Here is a 24146-nt window from a genome sequence, read left to right as displayed (position 1 = left end):
GATTACTGAAGGACCTGTTTAATCAAGAGAACAACAGCAGGTGTTCCTACTATCAAAGCCGTTATTAAAATGGGTTTTACGACCTCTCTTGCATCTTTATGGCCTTGATAAAATTGCCACAAGTTAAACATAATGACCGGTGCCAGTATTGATAACGACAAACTTATTAATATATTACTTAACCAATCAGACGCCTTATTAAAAGGGTCAATGTCATCAGCAAACACTAAATTGGAACTAAGACCTAATCCTAGTGTGAGTAACACAGTATAGAGACGTTTATATCGCCGATTTTCGGTCATATTTCATCCTTAATTTAATATTTATTTTTTAAATAAATCCCTAAGCTGAGTGCTTAAATCATAGCTAGAAATTTTTTTAAACTTATTTCCATCTATGAAAGAGAATAAAACTTATTTACCTAAGTAAATCAGTGATTTTTACAGCCAACAATCTTTATTATCTTTTTATTGTCTTGAGCTGAACTATTTCGTGCATCCTCTTCAATTTTGTTATAAATTTCTTGCCGATGAATAGGAATTTCTCGAGGGGCTTCAATGGCGAATTTAACCTGATTTCCTTTAATACCAGCGACTGTTAATTTGATATCAGTCCCAATCATTAATGCCTCACCTATACGTCTTGATAAAATCAACATCGTTTTCTTCCTTCCCTTAAATTATATTTCTCTATTTAGTTGGGCTTAAATCCAATTGAATGACGCTATCCTCAGTCCCTTCAATACCAAACCGTACTAAATCTTCATGCATACCGCAGAGCATAATTTCTATCTCATGATTGATAATGAAGCTTTGGCCAATGCCTCTTTCTATCTCAGTGACCACCTTTGTATGAGCACCCTTTTGGTTATTAATTTGCTGAACCCCTCTTTCCTTATAGGTCATGGAAAACCACCACCTTTCATTATTATTTTTCAGTATTTTCTCCATAAAAAATCTTCCACATAATCCCCAAATTTGGGGATTGTTTTTTAATTTTATTTGTGATAGTTAATTTTAATTTTTGGTGACAATATAACTTAGAAGATACTTGAAAATTGATTCCAAGCTTTTCGAATAGAACTGGCATAAAAGGGATAGAAAAGAAAGCGGAAAAATGAAAGATAAACACCCCGCGCTTACTGCTGGTATTGATTTATGGAAATAGGATTTATTTTACCGATAAGGCCGCGTTGAATGGACTCAAACATCGCCTGAATCAAATTGTCACAGTTTAATGACGTTCGAATTCGTTTTAAGTATTGTTCTACAGTGTGAGGACTAATATTGAGTTCTTTTGCTATCACTTTGGTCTTTTTACCTTGAGCTGCTAAAAGTAAACATAACTGCTCACGTTCAGAGAAGGTGACCATATCAAGATATTCCTGACGTATCACGGCATCTCTAAGTCTTTTATTGTTTAAAATGAATGAAAAGCGATAATCTGGATTTTTCTCAATAATCACATCCAACATCGCATCAACAAACTGGATACAAAAAAGCGCAAATTTATCCTTATCCTTTTCTCGCCAATGAGAGTGAGTACTACTTGATCCGACTCCAATACCTTCAAATATAAAAGAACATTCATTATGAAGTCTTTCAATCGCAATAACAGATATTTGTGAGTCTGTAGGAACGCCCTCTTTCAATGGACTAGCCAATTCGAAAGTGCTTCGATCACTAAATAAAAGTTTCATTTTAAAACCTGCAATCCCATATTTAGCTAAAGGTTTCGTCAGTGCAGCAATTTTTTCTTGAATAACTTGATTCATTGAAGTCCCTTTTAGTTAAAATTAGTGTACGGTAAACGCTAACTGCTCTTGCTGCAGCTGAAATAAGAGAAAATCGTAGGCTTTGAAAGCTTCGATTGCGGTTTCATGAAGCGATTTTTCTTCAAGCGCCTGGTGCGCTGAATCCAATTTCAAAGCACAATCATAGAGCAAGTGAATTAACTCAAGCGCACTAAACGCTTTTAAAGCGAGTGGTTCAGTCATGGTTTAACTCCTAAACAAAGTTTGATTTGTGTAAGATAGTGACGAGCAATAGCATGATCGGATTGTTTTTTAGGAATAAACAATTCAAAAGGCTCAACCAACTCATGGCCTTGTTTCACTAACGAGCACACCTGTTCATAAACACTTTTAAAAATAGGATAGGCAACATAGTCCGCTTCAATATCGAAATACTCGGGTGGCAATCGCTTAGCAATCACTTTCACTAACGGGTGAACCCCATGGGCTTTGGTTTTATACGCTAAGCTTGTGAGTTCGCGATAAGCTTCGTCCATACCAGGTAGATTCTGCTCTTCATAAAAAGCCAAACACAGCGCTCTAAATTGCAAACAGTTAGGTGGAAATTCGCAAAACTTGTGTCCCGTTGATAGATTGCTCAGTCGCTCTAGCCCTTTCTCTAAAGCTAGTGGCGTTAGGGTTTTAAGTGTTTCATACCAAACACCAGTTGCATCATGTGTTCCAAATTTATTAATAAACAACTGGCCGTATATGGCGGTTAGCTGTTGCCATAGCCACGAGATATTCGACGGAGAAAGATTCATTCTCGTCGAATGAGTCTGTGAAACTTGGACTGCATGGTGGACAGGCATCGGCGTTGGCTTGAAGGACTGCTGCCATTGCTGATTCATAGCTGTTGGTATAGGCTGAATATTCATTCACACGACTCCTTGCTTTTCCTTGTGTTGGTTGGTTATTGCGTTGTTTTAATTGGCTGTACTCTCTTTCGCGCTCAAGCCATTTGATAAAAATCGGATTAAAATCAACCCACTGGCAGCCGTTGGCTAAGTTGTAGTGGACGAATTTTTTAAGCTCTTCGGAGTTTAATACCTGGTTTAGACCTCTGCTTAAAGCGATTTCTATCGTTTCTTGATTTGGGGAAAAATCAGCTGAAATCGGTTTTTTGTGATTTAAAACGCCCTCACTTGTTGTTAGTTTGTTTTGTTTGTTAATAATATTAATATTCTTTACAGGCTTTTGGAAAAAGCCATCTGTGGCTAATTCCTCGTTTTTCTGGGTGTTCGAAAGTCCTAAGAGAGCGGGTTTATTTATTGAGTCTATTGTATTTTTTTTCCTGCTCTCACCACTTTCCTCTTCCCTGTACACTTCTTTTTTATCGAAAAAAAGAGCGTAAATTTTTGGCATATTAGTGAATTGGAATTTTAGCTTTTGGCCATCAGTAATGATTCTAAAGTCGTTTGAACAGCATTTAGCAACAGTTCTTAAATAGCTTCTTATTGTTTCAATTTTAGGTATGCCAGCTCCCTTTCTGCCCGGCGCATGGTCAACAATTAATAGTGTAGCAAGATCCCGATATGTCAGGTTATCCACTATACCTGTAGAAGGATTTGCTCTAGTTATCAACAATTGAATTAAACGACTCGAAGCACAAGGTAATCCGATAAAAGGATTTTCAATTTGTTCTCTCGCTAGATTGTATAATTTAATGTCTTCCATTTAATAATTCCTATCCTAAAGCTTTAAATCGAAATGGTTTATTTTTTTAAACTATTCTGCCTTAAAAAAATTAAGTGTCAATAAATATAAACTACTTTAGGGTATTTATTTTTACAACACACACGATAGTGATTTATATTAATGCTCTAATTAATCAGCTATTAATTGACAGGAGAGATAGGGGGTAGATTTTGGATAAATAATTTCGAGCCAATATCGATGTTAGGTTTTATAATTTGGCGAATTGCAGATCAAGATATGAATCATATGACTTTTTTAAATTTGATTTTGTTAACAAGATGATTTAGCTTATAGACAACCTGTTTTTATTTATAGAGTAATAGAATAAGTGCCCTCTCCTACTGAAACTCCTAGTGATCAAATAAAAAAAAAAATAAAAGAAACAGGGATTAAGCAAGTCCATCTTGCAAAAAAATTAGGTATAAGTCCACAACATCTCAATAAAATTCTTGCCAAAAAACAAGAGAAAAGCCAATATTTGCCTAAGATAGCTGAAATTTTAGGGATGGAAGAGTCTTTAGTTGAATTTGATAAAATAATAAACATACCCATTCTAACAGAAAAATTTATAAAATCTTTATCAGATGGATTATCTTCATTTGAAGATCTTAAGCACCTTACCTTTAAAACCTGGCCATCAATAATTTCAGATGAGTATTATTTTTTTGGTTATGAGCTTACAGAATGTATAAACTCTCAAATAATCAAAGACGATTTATTAATTTTCAGCACACTGTTACCTATTGATATGGCAGGAAAAATTGGAATTGCATTTATAAAAAATAAGAAATTGATCTTTATTGGCAAATTAAAATACAATCAAAAAAATTTAGTAATTTATAATGAAAATGATTGCTTTGATTTTAGAAAGGGAGATCAGTTGCTCGGGGTAGCCATATATTTGGAAAGAAAAATAGAAAAAGGGTTAATATGACAATTAGAACTATTAAAAATGTACCTCATGATCTCTTACCTATAATACGAGATATAAGCGACCAGATAACACTTCTACGTAGTGTGAAAAGTGCAATTGATCATAAAAATTTGCTTGATGCAGCTGAAAACAACGCGTTTTTAATAGAAAAATATTTACTTACACTAGATAAAGAAGCCCAACAAAACAATATCGAGAAAGCGAAGATTTGAAAAACTTTAGATAAACGGAAACCTCTTTTCTTGTATCTCAGTAATCCATGGATACTTTGCGTTTTCAATTTCAAAATCAATTGCACCAGTAGTAATATAAATTTTATGAAAACCTTTTTTATGTATGTCTTTCGCGTAATCAATACCACTTCGTTCGGACTGCAAATCTAAGTCAATGTAGATAGGAATATCTTTTTCAAAATTATTTGCATCCACTAAAAACGCATGAATATCATTGTAAGTTACAATTTTTAGTTTTTTAGTTTTCGCAAAAAATTCCCAAGATTGGGTATTTCTAGGTTCATCATCAATAAATATCAAGCTAATTTGCTTTTCAGAAGTTTGAACTTTTTTCCGTATTTTAAAATAGGGTACTAGATCTTTTGGTAAAATCTTAAATCCTCTTTCAATTGCTTCCTTCATTATTTTTTGATTATATAAACAACTTGTGACTAAAATTTTTGTTGCGTCTTTAGGCGCTTTGTCTAAAATATAAAGTCCATTTTTATCTTCATCAAAAAATTCATAATCACAAAAAATCACTAATTTTTTTTGCTCAGCTACCATAAAGCTTAATGCATCTTGCGCATTATAAAAATGTTTAGGATTGAGATCTTTAAAATTCCTGAGCATATCATCCCAAACATCGTGTACTGCTTTACTATCATCAATAAAAATTAATAGTTCATCGCTCAGTGCATGATACTCACTTATACACCAAAATGGAGTATCACAAGGTGGTAGAGAAATATTCACTGTAGTTCCCTTCCCTTCATTTGAAATAATTTCTAATTTACCATCAACCTGATCAACGAATTCAATTGCATGAGGTAACCCTAAATTAGTTTTGGCTTTCTCCATTCTACAATTAGCAAAAATTTCTTTAATAAATTCTGGACTCATTCCCTTTCCATTATCTTTAATTGAAATTAAGGCACCCGCAAAATTAACTTCGAGACATATTTCTACCAAACCAGTTTTTGGCATAATAGCGTTAACAGCATTATTAATAATGTTAGATAACATTCTTTTTAAGTTTATCGAATTAAGGTAAACCAAGGTGAAGGCATCACCAGGACTAACCATAAATTCAAATTCTATATTTTGTTTAGCATATTCCATGCGTTTTTCTGATAAGATCTCTTGTATACAAGAATGTAGAAAAACATAATTATTTTCGTCTTCATTTATATTTTTATTTTTAAATTTTGAAAGTAAACTCCACGCAATATCATCTAGTCTTCTAATGGCAATTCTTCCGAAATATCGCTCAGACTCATCTAGCTTCTTTTCTACCAATCGAAAAAATGAATCGACCGCTAGCAGTGGAGAACGCATATCATGAGCAACCTGAGCTAAATTTTTTCCAATTTCGATCTCAAATTTATTTTCTTTATATTCTTCAATTTCCTTGGCAAGATAATGTATTTCTTTTATATATTCATTTTTCAAAGGGACATTATCTTTTAGATTTGTTTCAATTTCTTTAATGGGATTAGCAAGATATTTATTAGTTAATAATTTAATTAGCCTCTGAGCAATTAATAAACCAAAGGTTGAAATAATAGAAATTATAATTGCAGGTATGAATAATTGATAACGACTAGGAGTAGTTTGTTTTATCGAAACTAATTCTTTTGAAGAATTAACTATAGAGAATGATCCAAATTTTCCAAAAAAAAAAGGGTTAAATGTATCACATTTACTATTTTTATAGTCACAAGGTTTTATATTTGAATTTAGTTTAGCTAGACGATTAAGATATGAATTTTTTGAGATAAAAATAATTATTCTTGCGTAACAATTCCCATAACGGTTATTTATCTGTCCATTTAAGTAACAAAGGTTTAGATTTACATGAAAAGAAGAATCACTGTTTCCAATATCTAGAATTATTCCATTATCATTCTTATAGACTTTTAAACCTGAAATTAAATCATTATCAATAAACTTATTGAATAGGAACATCATGCTAACAGCATTCAATTTTCTACTATACTCACCTTCGTTAATATAACTTACAAAGTCTTGATTATTTACAATTATACTTAGTTTTTCTGATATATTTGATTGTAGAATCGAATTGGCATTAGCGAGTAATTCTTTATTGACCTTTTTTGAGTTTTTTTCAAATCTATAATAACTTGTATACATAGCTATTAAACTTATACATAATCCAAATACAATCAAAAATGTCATTAAATGATTTATTACTCTTTTATAAGAATCTATGTCTGTAACATTTGTAATATACAAAATTAACTTTTGAAGGGAATTATTTATCATAATTAATCAAAGTTATTTTTACTGATATTAAGTTTTATCTTATTCCAGTTATCATTATATTCTTTCTCGAAGTTTTCTACTGGTTGGATCATTCGTAACTTTGGTAAAGTCTTTTTTGTCTTTTCATATAATTCTCTATACGATTTATCATTAATATGATTTTTAAAATATGGGGAAAAAAAATAGGTGTTATTTTCAAAATATTCTAAGGTAGACTGATTTTGCAATACATTTGCTACACAATTTGCTTCGGGCGTATCTTTCATTTGAACAATTAAATCTGTGCAAATGGAGCTAGCATTTGATGGAATCACAAATTTATAAGGTTTTCCAGATTTTTTAATATACAACAATGCGTCCCCTGACCAGATGTAACTAAGCGCAAAATTTTTACTGTCATAAATTCTATTAAAATCGCTGGTAATATAGACCTTACTATTTTGAGTCATTCGCTTTAAATTTTCATAAGTCAATGAAACTGTTCCATCACTATTTTTTTGAATAGCTTGATCGTTACTGAAGCCAATTGTCAATAAATTTCCTATTTCCCCAGAGTCATCTACTAAAATTACATTATTCTCTTTAGCTGATTTAAAAATATCACTCATTTTTTGATCTGGAGTAATATTGATTAACTCGGGATTATACATAAATCCAACTATTGAATGGGTAAAAAAAGCCGTGTTTTTTGTGTAATTTTTTGTCCGATAATAGTTTTTAAAATATGGATAATAATCATTAGATGATTTCCAGAGATTACTATTTTCAATATTTGGAAGTTGATTTTTTATACTACCATAAACCATGTTGCTGAAAATCATAACATCGTAGTAGTTTCTTTGTTTATAAAAAGTATGTAAGAATTCTGCATTTGTATAATAAGAATCATGTGAGAAATTTACATTACATTGACTCTCTACTGCATTTTTAATTCTCTGATCTTCCAAAAAGCCATAAAATGCAATTACATTAACAATTTTTTTAGAATCAGTATGAATAACTTCAGTCGCTTGCGTATTATTTATTATAGTTATACAAGCAAATAATATTGCTATTTTCTTATTTCGATAAATCATTTTCTATCATAATTTAAATCGTTAATTATCTCACTTGTATTCTTTATACATGCAAAGCCAAAAGATAAATTCTTTATTGCAGATAGGTGTAAATCTTCGTTTAATGTAGATGTTGCATCGCTAATAAAAAATACTTTATAACCATGCATAAAAGCATCTCTAGCTGTTGTTTCACAACAACAATTAGCCATAACACCTACTACAATTACATCTGTAATATTATTTTCCTGAAGGATGTTATCTAAATTTGTTTTGAAAAAAGCGCTGTATTGATTTTTATCAATAATAGTCTTTCCTGTCGTATTAAATCCTTCGAGCATTTTCCAACCTTCGCTGCCATATTCAATTTTATCACCACCCCACCACTCTATCATTGACTTTGAAATTTCAGAGCTATCATTATGGCGCACATAAATTGTTTTTACTCCGGCTTTCTCAGATGCCTCAATTATTGATTTAATATTGTTAATCTGTCTATCAGATATTAATTTTAAATCTGTTAGAAATACATTCTGCATTTCTATAACAATCAATGCTGCTCTTTTTGGATTTATTACAAAGTGGTGCGTGTTATATTCTCTTATTTGTTCTAAATCAATTGTGTAATTCATGACCTATCCAATTCCATATTTTATATTTTATATTTTATATTTTATATTTTATATTTTATATTTTATATTTTATATTTTATATTTTATATTTTATATTTTATATACATGATAAATTAACAAAGTTTTTTACCTGCAAAAAATTGCTTATATTTTTAATTTTTTTGACGGATTTTATCATACTAATCTCATAATCTGACATTCTAAAATTCAGTTTTTTGCCGGTACACTTACAACAAATCACTCAAAACACTTCATAATAAATTTGAGGCACCAATAATTTCAGATATAGATAATAAACAAGGAATAAATTGAATTACATAGTGAAAATTGTACAATTCCCCAAATTCATCCACCTACTTACCATTTAATTTGCTCACACTTATTATTAAGTAATTGTAATCAGTTGTATTTAAAATATCATTAACTAGATTTATATTTTCTATTCTAAGAAAACATACAGCATCAAACAGTCTGTAATATAATCTAATCACCAGAATTACTCATTATCGAATCAAAAAACATTTTATCACCTAAGCTAAGTCTAATTGATACAGCTTTTCTAATTAAACCAGTTCTAACATCCTTCATTAGTGGTTTAGTTAATTTAACCTTTTTTTCTATTTCAAGAATTTTATTTTTTGTTTCTTCTGTGAAAAACACTTGGGTAGCTCCTTCTAAAGGCTCTTGATTTAAGCCCTCATAGATATCATCTATTAATTCTGCATAGTCAGGGTCCTTTTCATATTCCCCCCATTTAATTTCTGAAAGTGTGTATATATAGTAATTCACAGCATCATCTACTAATTTAGATTGCTTTCCTTTACCAGTGTAATCCTTGTCTGCTTGCTTTCTTAATTTTTCTTTTATATCTGTAGGAAAGCGAATACAAACAAGCCATTTTTCTTTTTTTTGCGGAACCGCAAAGAATAACTTTTTACTCTTTCTTTTCTCATTCATAAGAGATCCTGTTAAATCAAAAAAATCAAAAATGATTAAATTATTATTTAAAAACAATAAGTTACGCAAATAGTGACCCGGGTCACACTATTTCAGTTAACGCTATCTCTTTAACTTTATTTAATATATTTTCTAGACTTTTGAAATTCATCTCGTTAGTAATTTGATTAATTTCAGGGAATCTTGATAGTAGAAATTTTTGCAAGATAAAAGACTCCCGTTCATCACTTACTTTAAAAGTAGCATATTTCTTTTTGGCACCACCCTCTCTGCCACGTGCCTTTATTTTATTTTTGGATGGCTCTTCTGGTAATTTAGAATTGTTCATTAAAGCATTTTCAATATCTGTATATGACTTAGGAACAAGAGTTCGAATCATCTTAAAAGTTAATTTATTTTCTTTAATCATAGAAAAGAAAATTGGTGGATAATTATTTGGTTTTGTACAAATAGTACGCAGAGCACTCGCTATACTCTCATTAAGCCCAATGATAGAGGACAATTCTTTTTTAGTTAGAGATTTAGTACTTGGATCAGACAATATTTCTTGAATAATTTGAAAATTTTGTGAAACAGTTAATCCTTTTCTTAAGTTATTCTCAGACAACTGTCTTCTTAATTTTCTATGTTTTACTTTTAGTTTCGCAAGGATACTTTCATCAGTGATTTCAATACAAGTAAGCGTAGGAACACCAGCCATCATTCCAGCAAGACGGCGCTGATGTCCTTCTAAAATTACATACCCAAACTCCAAATTGTTATTACGAAAATATTCTAGATCATTTTGACGATCTGCCAAAAAAATCTCAATTGGCTCAATCAACCCATCATTTCTTATGGAAAATGCAAGATCCCTTAAGAAATTATAACTATCCTCTGCTCTATCATCGTCAATATTCTGTAACGTTGAAAACTCTGGAATCTCATATTCTCCCGTTTCAGGATTAACTCTACAAAGAGAATTCTCCTCTCCTAATTTTAAATATTCTTTTAACCATGCCTCATCGATGACCTCTCCTGGCCTAGGATTCTGCGGATCAGGAATCAACAAAAAAGGGTCGTGTTCGACAAGTTGTTTTCCACGTGTATATTTTAAGCTTGCGGTAATTCCAGCACGGATAACTGTATCCGGTTTCTTTGCCTTAGATGTTAGCGAACTCGTGATTATCTTCTTTTTTAGTGACATGGTCCTTTTCTCCTAAGACTTTGTTATATACAAACTCACCTAATGCGACAGCTTCAATAGCAAACCTATCATTATCTTTTAATTCAGTATAAGGTGCAGTAATTGGAGCCTGATCTTCATCTATATCCACTGCTCTTGGAGAATCATGAATCTCAACATCTTCAATAAGCAACGTGTTTAACATCGGATTATCTTTTATTGTATCTATGATTCGGTTCTGAGGCGTTCTTTTATTGTAGTCAACTTTATTTTTCAATAATCCAATGATTTTGGCCTGTACATCAGCTGGACGGTAGATATTCTGGCGATTAACAAGATCAACCATACCTGCTAAACCTTGAAGAGATTTATTGCTGAGCTCCAAAGGTATTAAAACATGTGTTGCAGCTCTGATAGCACTTTGTGTTAAGGGGCCTTTTGCAGGCGGGGTATCGATGATGATCAAGTCATACCCACAAGATATAAATTCATCCATGGCAAAAAAATCGTAAGGGCGTTGTACGATACTTTCAAGGGTATCTGAATATTCAAAAGATTCGATACCTTTTATAAGAGCTGCATTGCTTGGAAGAATATCTAAATTATCTAAATCTGTTGGGTAAGGAACGACTGGGTTCTCCGTCCACATATCTAACGCCGAAGAGCGACCATCCCATCCATCATCTTCGGGATTATTAGGGTCATAATCAGGATGTAAAGGAGGCTTATAATTAGACATTTCTCTTATGCGGGTATCTCTGAGGAATCTATATGACATATTTCCTTGCGGATCAAAATCAAGAACCAAGACTTTTTTATTTTTCTTGAATGCGATATAGGTTGAAATCAATTGACTAATAAGACTTTTTCCAACTCCACCCTTATTATTCGCAACAACTAACACTTTAGGATTTTTTGTAGGCATATCTTCTCCATAAGCTAAAAATTTACAATTACATTATCGTAAAAATAATGAATTTACAACTTATTTTCAATACCGTATTGAGTATTGTTTCAATAATAAATCTTGAAGGGAAAAACATTGCTATCCCGCATAAAATCAGGATGTTAGATGAATAAAATATGATTGATTTATTTTTTGTATTGAGTATTGACAAATAATCTTTCGATCACGTATAAATCGTATTTTAAAGGTTATGAATGAATTAAATAATCTTAATAATTAGGTTATTTATAACAAATGATTTAGAAGAATAAGAAAATAAAGAGAGGAAATAGTGTAAAACTCTATTGATGTGTGAAGCCAGTTATGAAGAGCTGCAACTCTCCATAACTGTAAATCCAGCTTGGTACGAAGCTAAATTCAAAAAAATATAAAGGGATCAGTTTCTTAATATTTTTTTGAGTAATCCAGTTATATTTTAGCTTTGTTCCCTAAAAAAAACAATAAAGATAAGGATATTATCTATGGGGAACCTTTGTTCAATTTTTCACTCGAGATTTAAACGTCTCCGCAAAGTCATTCCATTGGCTCGTAAGGCGCAGTTGATGGATTATATTTTACTTGGTTGGCAAACCAGCACTTACAAATTAAAGGGTTCTACTAATAAATGGTTTATGAAGCCCTATAAAGAAATTGCACAAGACACTGATATTCCCGTAAGCACTCTCCACCGCTATATCAAAGAATTAGAGGAGGAGGGTTTTATTGAGCGCAGGCGCTCTAAATACTGTCGTACAAAAAAAGATGGGGAATTTAATTCAACGATAGGCGCTTATATCAATGTGACCGATAAACTGCTCGCAAAGCTTAAGACTGAACCTGAAATTTCACCAGCGCCAGCCGTAGTTGCTCCTGCGCCTGTTAACAATAGTACTAACGACGATAATAGGAGATCTGAGCAAGAAACTCCGTTAGAAGGAGATAAGCAAAATCAAGACCGCTTTGATTTAAAACAAAATGAGAGAATTGATTCTCTCATTTTGAGGGAATCTTATATAAGAGATCTTTATATTTCTTCTCCTATTAATACTATTAGCTTTGGTAAAACCTGTTCTGTGGATAAACCAACCCTTCATCGGTTGACTCAAGCCTTTGATTCAGTCCAACAGTTCCTCTCACAAGAGGTAAAGGAAGAAGTTCCAGACGCTATCAAAAATTTAGTTGCAGGCACTTTTTTCAATTTAATCATTAAGTCTCGAAAGGAGTTCTCATCGCCTCAACAATTAGCAGCTGAATACTTATTCGCTTTATTGAACGTTGATTTTTACTTACCTAAGATTTCTTGCTTAAGACATCGAAATAACATTTTGTCCAAAATGATTCGCGACAACAGTTGGCGAACGCCTAAAGGGTTTTACAAGCATTTTTATTTAGGTCAATCGTTTAAAGACAAAGAAGACTTGCGTGAAAAACGCTGGCTTCGGGAAAAAGAAAAGGAAATGAAGCAAAAAGCCTATGCCTTTGAGACTGTAAACGATGAGCGCCTTCAACGAGTGGAGGCTCAAATGACAGAAAAGAACGATTTAATTGATGAGCTGACGAACAGTATTTATCAACACTCAGACGAGGACGTGATAAATACCATTCGTGAGCGTATTCGATTGCATCGAAAAGAGCTTGAGGCTTTATGGGCTGAACAACGTCGCATTGAGCAAGAAATTGAAGCGGAAGAAAAGCGCTGTGCCTGAGGATAGAGGATAATGCCTAGTCTAGGGGAGGGTAATCCTTAAGAATGGTTAGTGTCGGCCTAGTAACTTATCCACAGAATTTGTGGGTAAGTAGGCTAACTCTTTTGTATAAGTAACTCTATGAGTTAATAGGAATAATTCAAAATATGACCATTTAGGTGGAAATTCTTCTTACAATTGCTTTCATTTTATTCTACTATTGATTGATGTACACCAATCATAGAATAAAAAATCATGGTACGAGGCGGAAAAAGACCTGGTGCTGGACGACCAAAAGGTCAGGGCAAATATGGAGAACAAACTAAAGCGATACGCATTCCTCTTTCACGCATCAACGAGGTGATAAAGCTCATTGAGCATCAACCTTCAATGCCTTATCCCATTCCTTTGTACTCAAGTACCGTCAGAGCAGGCTTTCCATCGCCCGCTGATGATTACATCGAAGACTTTCTCGATTTAAATCAGTATTTAGTTAATCATCCGGCATCCACCTTCATGGTGAGGGCTTCAGGGGACTCCATGACTGATGTGGGTATTCAATCAGGGGATTTATTGATTGTCGACCGAAGTATTGAAGCAACTCATGGTAAAGTCGTGATTGCAGCGATTAATGGTGAGCTCACCGTGAAACGGCTTTCCCGTGTCAATGGGCGTATCAAGCTTTTGCCAGCCAATGATAAATACAAACCTATCGATATCACTGATGAACAAGACTTAGTGATTTGGGGTGTGGTTATTCATGTCATTCATACCTTTGGGTGACTCATGTACGCATTGATTGATTGTAATAATTTTTACGCGAGCTGTGAGCGTCTATTTCGTCCTGATTTGCGCAATAAACCCATTGTAGTCTTGTCCAACAACGACGGCTGCGTGATTGCGCGCTCGAATGAGGCTAAAGCGCTCGGTATAAAAATGGGCTGTCCTTTTTTTGAGGTGAAAGCGCTTTGCCGGCAACACAAAGTAAACGTCTTTTCTTCGAATTATACCCTTTATGGCGATATGTCGCATCGGGTGATGTCCGTTATTCTTGAAAACTGGACGGATGTGGAAATCTATTCCATTGATGAGGCTTTTTTAGATTTAAGTTCGCTGCCTGAATTAGAGCACGACCGTTTTTGCTTGAATTTGCAACAGCGTATTTTAAAAGAAACCGGCATTCCTACCTCCATCGGCATAGGTCCAACTAAAACACTGGCTAAAATTGCCAATCATCTGTGTAAGAAGGTATTAAAAATCCCTGTTTTTAATGTCACTCATGAGCGCCATTGGCTAAATAAAATTGACATAGGGGATGTTTGGGGAATAGGGCGTCAATGGTCAACTAAATTACTGTTGCGAGGGGTGGCGACTGCGGCAGATTTAGCTCATTTAAATCCGCATCTCTTAAAACAAAAATTTAATGTGGTCTTGATGCGAACAGCCATGGAGTTACGCGGCATTGCTTGTAACGAATTAGAAATAAGGGAGCCTAAACAATCCATCATGTCGTCTAAATCCTTTGGGGACATGCAAACTGAATTGTCGGTTATTGCCGAAGCGATAAGTTCTCATTGTGCGAGAGCTTATGAAAAATTAAGGCAGGAAGGATTAGTCGCCCAATATGTTTATGTGTTTGTACAAACCAATCGCTTTCGTCATGATTTAGCGCAATATTGTCAAAGCCTGCAATTTAAACTGATTAATCCTACCGATGATTTAATGGTCATTACTAAAATTGCCAAACGCTGCCTGAAACAATTATTTAAAGCAGGCTTTTGCTATAAGAAAGTCGGAGTTTGCCTTGAAGGGCTTATTCCTAAACAATTTAAACAAATCGACCTCTTTAATCAGCTATCAGATAGCGAAATAGAAAAAAAAGACAAGCTATTGAAAACCTTTGATGCCATTAATGCACGTTTTGGGCGCGAAACGATTCACTTAGCATCAGAAGGGGCTTCTAAACCATGGGCGATGCGGGCTGAGCTTAAGTCACCAGCCTATACCACACGGTGGACTGATTTACCCATTGTGAAAAATTTAACCTAGATTTAAAACAAATACGGGGAAGGCACTTTAGTCTGAATGAAGAAGCGGCCCAAAGCTATTTGTTAATTTTGGTGAAGTGAATTTTGATAGTGAGCCATTAATATATTAAATAGTAAAAAACAAATGAGCCCATTTTTCGATATTAGGATGAAAGAACATGCTTTCATGATCCCCTGGAACAAGATGAACAGTAATTTTTCCGTGGACATAACTTTGCCATCCGTTATAAGTATCATTAATCTCTGCAAAACTTTTCCATAATTTCTGCGCTTTGAATAATAAGACATTGGCCGATAGGGTAGGGATAGCATATTGATTAAGCAATTTTTTCCTGTATTCCTCTTGGCTTAAAAGACGAAGCCGTTGCTCTTCCGTAATATATTGGTTGTTTTGGGAAATTAGGTTTAATGAATCTTCTTTCATTAGACTAGAGGGGTAATGTGCCCAGCCATCTAATAAGCCTAAGAATGGAATGCTAAAACCGGCTTGTTGTAATTGATAAGCCATTTCAAAGGCGACTGTTGCTCCAAATGATGCACCTCCTAAACAAAACTGATTTCCTTGATAAACAGACGAGATTGCTTGTAGGTAAAAAGCAGCCATTTCTTCAATATTTTGAAATTTAAATTGCTCTTCTTCAAGATTGGGATCTTGAATACCGTAAACCGTGTATTTGCCTTCTAGTTGCTTTGCTAATTGTTGATACCAAAAAATCGAGCCGCCGACCGGATGGACTAAGAAAAGAGGAGTAGGATAGCTACCAGTAGACAGTTTAATTAATGTGTTGGAGTAATTGAGGATAAGTTTTTGAGGGGAGTGCTGTTTTAGAAGCCTATCTATTTGCGCTGAAAGAGACAAAATGGTTGGGCTTTCAAATAAACAACTTAGGGAAAGAGGAATTGAATAATGTGCTTTAAGAACAGTTATAATTTGTAGTGCAATTAACGAGTCCCCACCTAAATCAAAAAAATTGTCCTCAATTAGCACGGTCTTTTTAAAAACATTCTGCCATGTTTTTAAGCAGTATTCTTGCGTTGACGTTAAGCTATTGTAGGGCATAGTGGGAGGAGCGATTAGTTGTTTATCCATTTCGTTTTCTAATCGTTCAAGATCAATTTTTTCATTTTCCTTTAAGGGAATACTTTTCACTAAGAAGAAATCCTTAGGTAACATGTATGAAGGCAGATAATTAGCTAAATAATGTTGTAACTCATCTAATACTATCGTTTTATTAGGTTTAGCCACTAAATAGGCACATAAGGATTTTTCTTTATTCTGCTTTTTAAGCCTTACTACGGCTTGATGGATTGAATCCTGTTGCATTAATAAGGCTTCTATAGCAGAAAGTTCGATTCGATATCCATGAAGCTTGATTTGAAAATCATTGCGACCAAAAAATTGCAATTGCCCATCAGCATTCCAGCAAACCTCATCACCGGTTTTATAGGCACGAATCGAATCCTTGTCATTGAAACATAAAGAAATAAATTTTTGAGCGGTAATTTGAGGTTTTTCGAGATACCCTAGAGCAATTTGATTGCCGGCCACATGAAGCTCGCCTTTCATGCCAAAAGGGCATAAATTATTAAATTTATCGAGTACATAGCAAAAACTGTTAAAAGCAGGTTTACCAATTGGGATTGTGGCGGTGTGAAGGGGTGAATGAGGGGTAACAAAATAGGACGTTACAGAAACGGTTGCTTCGGTTGGTCCATATTCATTGACTATTTGTGTGTGAGGACAGAGTGATAGCCAATGATTGACTTCATTGGTATGCACTGTATCTGCACCGAGCAAAAGATATCTAAGTTGACTTAAATTCTGAATCATTTCAGGGTGGTTGAGTAGTAGCTCGACATAACCAGGAGTGAGTTCAGTATGGGTGACTCTATACCTTAGTAGATGCGCTAAATATAATTTGGGGTTAAATTTTTCTTCTTCTGTACAAATTGCGATAGTTCCTCCTGCGAGTAAAGGCGCAATAGTGCAAGGAACGGATAGGTCAAAAGCAATTGAGGATGAGAAGTCAATTACTGACTCGGCGTTAAATTGGGTCGTTTCCATGAACCAAAAACAATAGTTAATCACATTGTTTTGGCTGATAATAACGCCTTTAGGTTCACCGGTTGTTCCTGAGGTAAACATGATATAAGCAAGACGGTTTTCAGCGGGACGCAGAATTGGTGTGTTGAAGGTTTTTAAGGATTGTGTTTTGTTGTCTAATAGCTTTTCAATATCAATAATTGAAAGGCTTTGGGTCTTAAAAAAATCAATTAATGGTTGGGTAAATTCGCTTGTGGTGAAGATTAGGTCCAATTTTGCACGACTAGCAATTAATTCAATTTTACCAAGAGGGTATTTAATATCTAAAGGGACATACACACAATCTGCTTTTAATATCCCGAAAATCATTGCTAGCATAATAGGGTTTCGAGAAGTATAAAGGCCAATAAACGTTTGTGCAGGAACCGTGGTTCGGACTAAATCGGCAATAATTTCAGCCATTTGCCAAAGTTGTAAATAAGAAATAGCCTTATTGTTCATTAATAGGGCGGTGGCGTGAGGTAGTTCATTGACCTTCTTTTCAAACAAAGTAGTGAGCGAATCTGGCGGGAGAGGATATGTTTTCCCTGTGGCTAATTCGTTTAAAATATTTATTTCACTCGCACTAAGAAAGCAAAACTCGTTAATAGGAGTTTTAGGACTATTAATCAAAATCTCGATTATCTTTGAAATATGGCTGTTGAAATAGCGAAACGATTGCAGCTCCGTTTTATTATGTTCCTCATCTAGGCGATGGTAACTATGGATATTCCCCTTTATTTCATCTACCTGAATGTAAATAGTGATGCTGCTAGGAAGGCGATATAACTCAATTGGTGAAAAACTGATGGCAATGGATGGGGCAACATAATCTTCGAGTTCAGGCTGTCTTAAAAAAATATCCCCTAGGTAGCCCACATGGAGGAGTAATTTTTGGTATTTTTTTTCTACACGCTTCATCATCTTTTCTAAGGAATAAGCTTCATCAAGCTCTGGCCAATTGAAGGGGAGAAAGGACGGAAAAAGACTCGGTAGATTCTTTTGTGAAGAGGAGCGAGTATTAGGAATTAGGTGCAAGGAGGTTTTTTCATAATTATTGAGACGAAAAAAATAAATTAAAAAGCTTGTTAATAATAGGATAAAAAGGTCTTTTATGGCTGAGTTAAGAGGTAATTGATTCAATTGTAAAACACTAACGGCTTGTTCAAATTCTCTTTCTTGATGAGAAAAAGACGCATAATGCTTATGTTCGGTTGAAGATTGTAATTGTTTTATCCAAAATCCCTCATGGGTTAAGGCATCCTTATAGCTTTTAGTGTGCAGTGCCATTAAGTTTTCGGGTAACGAAGGAAGTTCAATTCCAGGCAATAAATTATAGGTAGCAATAATCTCCGTTGTTATTTTTCTAGCGCTAGGTAGTTTAAAGTGCAAATTAACAATGCCCTGACAGGTTGAGATTTGCATCTCGCCTAAACTGACATTTAAGATTGTTCCTGGATTTTTTCTATCGGCTGGCTTATTAATAAGCTGCGCGTCTAAAACAATTAAAAAATCTTGCCCTAGATAGATTTTTAATAGTCCAATATTATTTTTGTAGTGTCCGAGTAGTAATGCATGGTGCAGCCTCACAATGAAATCGGCTGACATGGTTTGCCAATTAATAAAACCAAGCTCAGGCAAAAGATGAGTCGCTGAAAAATAGCGCCGATTGGCTAAAGATTGCGATTGAGTCACATAAGATTCAGATTGTAGAGAATGGAGTAGCTCACTAAAGCTATCGATGGCAAGCTCATAACAACGCAAATTCAAACTTAATGCTGTAGCGTTGTTTTCGATAGGAAAAGAGCGTTGAATAAGAATATCTCCCTCATCGATTTGCTCATTGACGATATGCCAGGTAATGCCATGTTGCCGCTCGCCATTGACTAAAGCCCAACTTGTTGCATTTAGGCCTGCATAATCGGGTAGTAGAGAGTCATGGTAATTAATCACGTGCTTACGAGCCAATTTTAGGAAGGAAGACGATAAAAGATGGCTATTCACTATACTAAAAATATAATCAACCTGAGGTGTTTTATCGAAATCCAGCTCATCAATAGCTTTAATCACCGAAATCTTATTTTTTTTTGCCCATCGGTGAATGGATTTGATTGGGGAAATAACTAGGCTAATATTATAGTGATTAGAGAGAAGTAGGTTCCCACATTGGATTAAGAGGCTATCTTCGCCAATTAAATAGCACGTTTGATCCATAATAAAAAGTGGGCAAATGATGTTTCAATGATAGGATATGATACCAGAATGTCCATAAATTATCTTAATTTTATAAAACAAAATCCCTTACTTCTTTCAATCGCAAACCAACTGCAAGAAATCCTTGTGATTTTGGATGAGCAATTTAATGTTTCTATTTTGAATCAAGGTGCTGAAAAATTGTTTCATTGCACGCTGTTAGAAGCGCAAGGTAAGTCATTTAAAACGCTTTGCCACCAGGCGCTGATTCCTTGCTTTATTTCTGATTATGCGCGTGTTCCTATGCATATTCAGACCTTTAATCAAACGATTGACACTATCATCAATAACACACGATACCAATGGCAAGCGTTTTCCGTTGAAACGCCAGAGGGTTTATTTCATGTTTTTAAGACTGTTAATTTTTCAGAAAGCGAAAACAAAAATGCCATTTACCAAATGGAAACGCTTATTGAAAACATGCCTTGTAATGTCTATTGGATGGATAAAAATTGTTTCATGCTTGGTTGTAATCAAAACGTATTGACTATGCTTGGTATGACCATTGAGCAATTTCGGGGTAAAACCTATGAAGAATTATCTGTTCTCTGCGATTGGCCTGAGGGATTAGCTAATAAATTAAAAAAGGATGATCTATCCGTTCTTGAGACAGGTAAAGCAATCTACGGTATTGAAGACCCCCCTTTACCCGGCACCAATGGTGTTGTTTTTCATTTTTTAACAAGCCGTGTTCCTTTACGAAATAAAAATAGTGAAATCATTGGGGTGGCCGGTATTTCTACAGATATTACAGCTCTTAAAAACGCGAAAGAACAAGCAGAGATAGCAAGTCGCGCAAAGTCAGAATTTATTGCCAACATGAGTCATGACGTTCGGACTCCCCTAACGGGTATCATTGGTATGGCAAGAAACCTAGAACTTAATCTTAAAGATGCAATTGCCAAAGAAGATGCTCATTTAATTAATGAAAGTGGTGAACAATTATTAGATTTGCTCAATGGAGTGCTTGATATTATCTCTGCTGAGAACATTTCTGAAGACGATATTCATGAAGAATGTTTTGATTTACGTCAATCGATTGAAGCCATTGTAGCGCTTGAAATGCCAACCCTTAAGTTAAAAGATCTTCAGTTTAAAGTGAACATTGATAATGAACTTCCTACTTATCTGATTGGAGATCGCGTCAAACTCAATCGAATTTTACTTAATTTATTAGGCAATGCGATTAAATTTACCTTAAAAGGCTATGTTGAAATAAATATTAAAGTGATTCAGCGAGCTACTCATAAAGTAAAGCTTAATTTTATGGTTATCGATACGGGAATTGGGATCCCTGATGAGGCTCGAGAGAAAATTTTTAGACGATTTTATAGAGCAAGCCCTTCCTATAAAGGAATGTACAAGGGGCATGGTATTGGGTTACACATTGTAAAGAAATATGTAAAGCGCTTAGGAGGAAAAATTCACTTAACGAGTCAAGTTGATAAAGGTTCCACTTTTTCTTTTGATTTACCCTTTAAAATAGGTAATCCTGATTCTGTGCCTGTTGATAAAAGCGCAGCTTCACTCACTTCAGTAAATAGTCGCATTAAAGAAAAAATAGGGTTAATGAAGAAAAATCATAGGCCTCATCTTCTTTTAGTCGAAGATGACCTGGTCGCTCTACGAGTCCTTGAGGGAATGATTAAGGAAACCGGTTGTCGTTTTACTTCAGCGATGGATGGTACCGAAGCGTTGGCTCTAGCGACTTCAAATGTATTTGACTTAATTCTTACCGATATCGGTCTACCTAATATTTCTGGTTTGGTGTTTTCTCAACATTTACGAAAGTGGGAAAAAAGTCATCATAAGAAGCGGGTTCCTATCATTGCGTTAACAGGCCATGCTAAGCGAGAGGTGGAGGCATCTGGTGTCAATTCTGGAATTGATAAAGTAGTCCAAAAGCCTTTACGCATCGAATTTTTAGGGAAAATTTTTGATGAATATCTATTTAAATCTACTGATACTGAAAGAAATGTGCAAAACATTTCGGTTTCTCAAGACAATACAGATCCTACCTTTCCTAAAGGATTAGGGATAGATTTACCTAACACCGAGAAAGAATTGTTTGAGCTTGAGCAGTTTCCCTTATTTGATCTCGCTAAAGGCATAGAAACAATGTCAAATGAGAGTGTTTTAAATGAAATGTTACAATTAATGCTTATTGAAATCCCCAAAATTCAAAGCGATATTCAAAAAGCGCATGAAGCTAAAGATTGGAACGAAGTTGAAAAATTAGCTCATAAAGCGAAGGGAGGTGCTTCTTATGTAGGTACCATACGAATGCAATATGCCTGTCAATACCTCGAACGGTATCGTAAAGCAGGCCACTCACATTCCTTAGAAAAACTATATCAGCAGTTATTAGAAGTGTTAGCAGAGACTTATTTGTTAATTAAAAACCGACTTATTGCATCGATGTAAAGACCAAAAACGGACTTTAATGAGAACTAATTTTTTATCCTTTCTTGTCATCTTTCTATTAAGCCATGTAAGTATTATCTCTAATAGAGTATATGGTGCAGTTGATCAGCCTTTGAATTTTTTTCTCAATCCGGCCGAATTAAAACAAACAGAACATTTTCAGGTGATTGGTGGTAATCTTTTTATGATGCCGCACCTCTATTTTAAAGGAAAAACCACCCTTGGCACTGGAAAAGTGAAAAGTCGTGTTCATGATTCACTGCCTTTTCTATTAACCTCTTATCGCTTAAATGAACGCGTTGTTATAGGACTCAATATCACGCCAAGTGTGTATGGATACTTAGAATGGCCAAAAAATTCAATTCTTAGGAATAATTCAACAAGAACTTATTTTCTTTATTATCGGGGTGGTCTACTTCTGAGTTATCAAATCAATAATAGTTTAGCCATTGGATTGGGAATTAATCTAGAGTACAACAAGCTTGGTGAACTTGATTTTTTTATTGGTCAGAGAGGGAATCAAATTAATAAGATAAAAGGAAGAAATTACACTGGCGATTTAGGGCTTTATTATAAAATTAACTCTAGCAATTATCTAACCTTGGCTTTCTATACGGGTGTGAATACTTATGGGTATGGTACTAGTTCTTTAGACAATGCGTTCACTCCTAATTTTTCCTTAAATATTATTCAAGCCCCCGTTGGCTATTTAGGCTTGCAACATTGGTTTTCTAAGTCATGGATGATTGAAGAAAAATTGTATTGGTCAGGGTGGTTGATTGAAAAAAATGTTAATTTTATAAATACCACAACGGGGACTTCTCTTGTACCCGCAAAATGGAAAGATACTTCGTCTTATCAACTCAATTATATGCCGCCTGTTGAATACGCTAAGCAGGTAGCATAAGCTAATAAATCTCATCGAAAAAGTGGTACTAACTCGGGGGGAAGGTCAATGCAAGTTCATTATATCTTATGGCGGTTTAGTTTAAAAATCGCCACAAGATAATTGAATATTTTATTACTTCAACTACTGACGAAGTTTAGAAGAAAGTTATATCTTTATGCCCATAAAGGGTAAATCAGTTTCCTCTTCTTCGGTAGGAGGCGCTGGGTTAAAGAAAACCCCATATTTCTTCAAATCTCGCGCTTCCACCAGAGTTACTTCCTTTGCATATTGCTCACCGTTTGTATTAAATATATCAAAAAGACTTCTATCCGTGGCAAGGTATACCAATCCAGAAACAATAAGAATAAAAGGAAATACACCGGTCATAATACTGGCCATAATAAAAAAAGTCCCCAATATAAACTTTGAGGCAGAAATGTTTTCATCCTGCTGAATAACATCTATATTTTTAATTCCGGCCTTAGGATGGCGGGAATTCAAAAAATCGTAGAACTCTCGAATTTTGGTTTTGTCAGTTGTACTGGGATTTTCTAAGTTAATAAGTAGTCTTTGAAGTATTTGATTAATTTGCTTTTCTTGAAGGTTTTCTTTATTTAAATTGTCTTGGTATTTTTTAGTTAAATTAGAAAGTTTTAGAACAATATTTTGATATTCGTATTTTTCTGTTTCGTTGCTAGTGTCTTGAGCAGGGGAATTTTGTAAATTGGATTTGGTTGGAATAGACGCAAATTTAGTCATGATATCTCTTTATTTTCCTAAAGAGTAAAAAATTACATCATAAGAATGAAAAATAAACAAATATCTGTAAAATCCTATTAGAGGCCACTGGCAGATAGAAAATGGTCAGCATTATAAATTAGATGGGGGGATTACCGATATTCTATATCTCACTCAATCAGGCTTATTGAGGCCAGTTTTAGGCGAAGCAAAATACTAAACCACCTGCATATTACGCAGTATTTGACTTAATAAAGTATTATTGGCAATAAATTTGTGCTGCATTTTTGCGTCACAGCGCAAGTTCCGGAGCATTAGGCATTGAAGGGCTTATCCCTAAAAATCCAAG

At 34.3% G+C, this 24146-nt stretch carries 22 protein-coding genes; 7 read left to right on the top strand and 15 right to left on the bottom strand.

Translation table 11 applies throughout. The annotated features are described in order from the left end of the window. Positions 1 to 2: 2 nt before the first annotated feature. From Lnau_RS15650 to Lnau_RS15615, 7 genes are all read right to left on the bottom strand, one after another. Positions 3 to 302, bottom strand: coding sequence for a hypothetical protein (locus Lnau_RS15650; RefSeq protein ID WP_058506082.1), 300 nt, complete (start codon positions 300 to 302; stop codon positions 3 to 5). A 128-nt stretch (positions 303 to 430) separates the two neighbouring features. Further along, the gene (gene csrA, locus Lnau_RS15645) at positions 431 to 658 is read right to left on the bottom strand and encodes a carbon storage regulator CsrA (protein ID WP_058506081.1); all 228 of its coding nucleotides are present in this window, start codon (positions 656 to 658) and stop codon (positions 431 to 433) included. 31 nt (positions 659 to 689) lie between these two features. Then, on the bottom strand, positions 690 to 950 hold the full coding sequence (locus Lnau_RS15640; RefSeq protein WP_133134935.1) for a hypothetical protein: 261 nt from the start codon (positions 948 to 950) through the stop codon (positions 690 to 692). A 188-nt stretch (positions 951 to 1138) separates the two neighbouring features. Next, positions 1139 to 1774, bottom strand: a complete 636-nt coding sequence (locus Lnau_RS15630) for a helix-turn-helix transcriptional regulator (RefSeq protein WP_058506078.1) — start codon at positions 1772 to 1774, stop codon at positions 1139 to 1141. A 21-nt stretch (positions 1775 to 1795) separates the two neighbouring features. Beyond that, positions 1796 to 1996 carry a hypothetical protein gene (locus Lnau_RS15625; RefSeq protein ID WP_058506077.1) on the bottom strand — a complete coding sequence of 67 codons (201 nt, stop codon included), beginning with the start codon at positions 1994 to 1996 and terminating at the stop codon, positions 1796 to 1798. Further along, the gene (locus tag Lnau_RS15620; RefSeq protein WP_238586001.1) at positions 1993 to 2493 is read right to left on the bottom strand and encodes a hypothetical protein; all 501 of its coding nucleotides are present in this window, start codon (positions 2491 to 2493) and stop codon (positions 1993 to 1995) included. The genes Lnau_RS15625 and Lnau_RS15620 overlap by 4 nt, the downstream gene beginning before the upstream one ends. After that, entirely contained in the window at positions 2483 to 3469 is a 987-nt protein-coding gene (locus tag Lnau_RS15615) for a DnaT-like ssDNA-binding domain-containing protein (protein WP_058506075.1), read from the bottom strand. Before Lnau_RS15615 ends, Lnau_RS15620 begins: the two co-directional genes overlap by 11 nt. A gap of 349 nt (positions 3470 to 3818) precedes the next feature. Here Lnau_RS15615 and Lnau_RS15610 point away from each other — a divergent pair, with 349 nt between their 5' ends. Both Lnau_RS15610 and Lnau_RS15605 read left to right on the top strand, forming a co-directional pair. Continuing rightward, on the top strand, positions 3819 to 4424 hold the full coding sequence (locus Lnau_RS15610) for a helix-turn-helix domain-containing protein (protein WP_058506074.1): 606 nt from the start codon (positions 3819 to 3821) through the stop codon (positions 4422 to 4424). Next, positions 4421 to 4636, top strand: coding sequence for a hypothetical protein (locus tag Lnau_RS15605; RefSeq protein WP_058506073.1), 216 nt, complete (start codon positions 4421 to 4423; stop codon positions 4634 to 4636). Before Lnau_RS15610 ends, Lnau_RS15605 begins: the two co-directional genes overlap by 4 nt. Before the next feature lie 6 nt (positions 4637 to 4642). Here the strand turns inward: Lnau_RS15605 and Lnau_RS15600 are convergent, their stop codons facing one another. The 6 genes from Lnau_RS15600 to Lnau_RS15575 all read right to left on the bottom strand — a co-directional run bounded on the left by Lnau_RS15600 (position 4643) and on the right by Lnau_RS15575 (position 11656). Next, complete coding sequence (locus Lnau_RS15600; RefSeq protein WP_058506072.1) at positions 4643 to 6922, bottom strand: sensor histidine kinase; 2280 nt, start codon at positions 6920 to 6922, stop codon at positions 4643 to 4645. 2 nt (positions 6923 to 6924) lie between these two features. After that, entirely contained in the window at positions 6925 to 7998 is a 1074-nt protein-coding gene (locus Lnau_RS15595; protein ID WP_058506071.1) for a hypothetical protein, read from the bottom strand. Next, positions 7995 to 8609: an isochorismatase family protein gene (locus tag Lnau_RS15590; protein WP_058506070.1), complete on the bottom strand. Its 615-nt coding sequence runs from the start codon at positions 8607 to 8609 to the stop codon at positions 7995 to 7997. Before Lnau_RS15590 ends, Lnau_RS15595 begins: the two co-directional genes overlap by 4 nt. 483 nt (positions 8610 to 9092) lie before the next feature. Next, entirely contained in the window at positions 9093 to 9566 is a 474-nt protein-coding gene (locus tag Lnau_RS15585; RefSeq protein ID WP_058506134.1) for a hypothetical protein, read from the bottom strand. An 82-nt stretch (positions 9567 to 9648) separates the two neighbouring features. Beyond that, positions 9649 to 10752: a hypothetical protein gene (locus Lnau_RS15580; RefSeq protein ID WP_058506069.1), complete on the bottom strand. Its 1104-nt coding sequence runs from the start codon at positions 10750 to 10752 to the stop codon at positions 9649 to 9651. Further along, on the bottom strand, positions 10709 to 11656 hold the full coding sequence (locus Lnau_RS15575; RefSeq protein WP_058506068.1) for a ParA family protein: 948 nt from the start codon (positions 11654 to 11656) through the stop codon (positions 10709 to 10711). The genes Lnau_RS15580 and Lnau_RS15575 overlap by 44 nt, the downstream gene beginning before the upstream one ends. A gap of 584 nt (positions 11657 to 12240) precedes the next feature. Here Lnau_RS15575 and Lnau_RS15570 point away from each other — a divergent pair. The 3 genes from Lnau_RS15570 (at position 12241) to Lnau_RS15560 (ending at position 15411) form a co-directional block, all read left to right on the top strand. Then, positions 12241 to 13383: a helix-turn-helix domain-containing protein gene (locus Lnau_RS15570; RefSeq protein ID WP_238586000.1), complete on the top strand. Its 1143-nt coding sequence runs from the start codon at positions 12241 to 12243 to the stop codon at positions 13381 to 13383. Positions 13384 to 13617: 234 nt separating this feature from the next. Beyond that, on the top strand, positions 13618 to 14145 hold the full coding sequence (locus Lnau_RS15565) for a LexA family protein (RefSeq protein ID WP_058506066.1): 528 nt from the start codon (positions 13618 to 13620) through the stop codon (positions 14143 to 14145). Between the two features lie 3 nt (positions 14146 to 14148). Continuing rightward, the gene (locus Lnau_RS15560; RefSeq protein WP_058506065.1) at positions 14149 to 15411 is read left to right on the top strand and encodes a Y-family DNA polymerase; all 1263 of its coding nucleotides are present in this window, start codon (positions 14149 to 14151) and stop codon (positions 15409 to 15411) included. Between the two features lie 105 nt (positions 15412 to 15516). Here the strand turns inward: Lnau_RS15560 and Lnau_RS15555 are convergent, their stop codons facing one another. Further along, entirely contained in the window at positions 15517 to 19563 is a 4047-nt protein-coding gene (locus tag Lnau_RS15555) for an amino acid adenylation domain-containing protein (RefSeq protein WP_162263210.1), read from the bottom strand. Between the two features lie 192 nt (positions 19564 to 19755). On the opposite strand from Lnau_RS15555, the gene Lnau_RS15550 reads away from it, so the two are divergent. Then, positions 19756 to 22170, top strand: a complete 2415-nt coding sequence (locus tag Lnau_RS15550; protein ID WP_058506063.1) for an ATP-binding protein — start codon at positions 19756 to 19758, stop codon at positions 22168 to 22170. A 19-nt stretch (positions 22171 to 22189) separates the two neighbouring features. Then, positions 22190 to 23077, top strand: a complete 888-nt coding sequence (locus Lnau_RS15545; protein WP_058506062.1) for a hypothetical protein — start codon at positions 22190 to 22192, stop codon at positions 23075 to 23077. A gap of 147 nt (positions 23078 to 23224) precedes the next feature. On the opposite strand, the gene Lnau_RS15540 is transcribed toward Lnau_RS15545, so the two are convergent. After that, entirely contained in the window at positions 23225 to 23818 is a 594-nt protein-coding gene (locus Lnau_RS15540) for a hypothetical protein (protein WP_058506061.1), read from the bottom strand. Positions 23819 to 24146: the final 328 nt, after the last annotated feature.

It is taken from the genome of Legionella nautarum, from assembly GCF_001467895.1.
Classification (GTDB): Bacteria; Pseudomonadota; Gammaproteobacteria; order Legionellales; family Legionellaceae; genus Tatlockia; species Tatlockia nautarum.
This window is presented reverse-complemented; position numbering and strand designations above follow the sequence as displayed.

What these genes read in the sequence shown, in the direction of transcription:
- Lnau_RS15650 (WP_058506082.1), bottom strand. Translation starts at nt 302, where the DNA reads ATGACCGAAAATCGGCGATATAAACGTCTCTATACTGTGTTACTCACA.
- csrA (WP_058506081.1), bottom strand. Translation starts at nt 658, where the DNA reads ATGTTGATTTTATCAAGACGTATAGGTGAGGCATTAATGATTGGGACT.
- Lnau_RS15640 (WP_133134935.1), bottom strand. Translation starts at nt 950, where the DNA reads ATGGAGAAAATACTGAAAAATAATAATGAAAGGTGGTGGTTTTCCATG.
- Lnau_RS15630 (WP_058506078.1), bottom strand. Translation starts at nt 1,774, where the DNA reads ATGAATCAAGTTATTCAAGAAAAAATTGCTGCACTGACGAAACCTTTA.
- Lnau_RS15625 (WP_058506077.1), bottom strand. Translation starts at nt 1,996, where the DNA reads ATGACTGAACCACTCGCTTTAAAAGCGTTTAGTGCGCTTGAGTTAATT.
- Lnau_RS15615 (WP_058506075.1), bottom strand. Translation starts at nt 3,469, where the DNA reads ATGGAAGACATTAAATTATACAATCTAGCGAGAGAACAAATTGAAAAT.
- Lnau_RS15605 (WP_058506073.1), top strand. Translation starts at nt 4,421, where the DNA reads ATGACAATTAGAACTATTAAAAATGTACCTCATGATCTCTTACCTATA.
- Lnau_RS15600 (WP_058506072.1), bottom strand. Translation starts at nt 6,922, where the DNA reads ATGATAAATAATTCCCTTCAAAAGTTAATTTTGTATATTACAAATGTT.
- Lnau_RS15595 (WP_058506071.1), bottom strand. Translation starts at nt 7,998, where the DNA reads ATGATTTATCGAAATAAGAAAATAGCAATATTATTTGCTTGTATAACT.
- Lnau_RS15590 (WP_058506070.1), bottom strand. Translation starts at nt 8,609, where the DNA reads ATGAATTACACAATTGATTTAGAACAAATAAGAGAATATAACACGCAC.
- Lnau_RS15585 (WP_058506134.1), bottom strand. Translation starts at nt 9,566, where the DNA reads ATGAATGAGAAAAGAAAGAGTAAAAAGTTATTCTTTGCGGTTCCGCAA.
- Lnau_RS15580 (WP_058506069.1), bottom strand. Translation starts at nt 10,752, where the DNA reads ATGTCACTAAAAAAGAAGATAATCACGAGTTCGCTAACATCTAAGGCA.
- Lnau_RS15575 (WP_058506068.1), bottom strand. Translation starts at nt 11,656, where the DNA reads ATGCCTACAAAAAATCCTAAAGTGTTAGTTGTTGCGAATAATAAGGGT.
- Lnau_RS15570 (WP_238586000.1), top strand. Translation starts at nt 12,241, where the DNA reads ATGGATTATATTTTACTTGGTTGGCAAACCAGCACTTACAAATTAAAG.
- Lnau_RS15565 (WP_058506066.1), top strand. Translation starts at nt 13,618, where the DNA reads ATGGTACGAGGCGGAAAAAGACCTGGTGCTGGACGACCAAAAGGTCAG.
- Lnau_RS15560 (WP_058506065.1), top strand. Translation starts at nt 14,149, where the DNA reads ATGTACGCATTGATTGATTGTAATAATTTTTACGCGAGCTGTGAGCGT.
- Lnau_RS15550 (WP_058506063.1), top strand. Translation starts at nt 19,756, where the DNA reads ATGTCCATAAATTATCTTAATTTTATAAAACAAAATCCCTTACTTCTT.
- Lnau_RS15545 (WP_058506062.1), top strand. Translation starts at nt 22,190, where the DNA reads ATGAGAACTAATTTTTTATCCTTTCTTGTCATCTTTCTATTAAGCCAT.
- Lnau_RS15540 (WP_058506061.1), bottom strand. Translation starts at nt 23,818, where the DNA reads ATGACTAAATTTGCGTCTATTCCAACCAAATCCAATTTACAAAATTCC.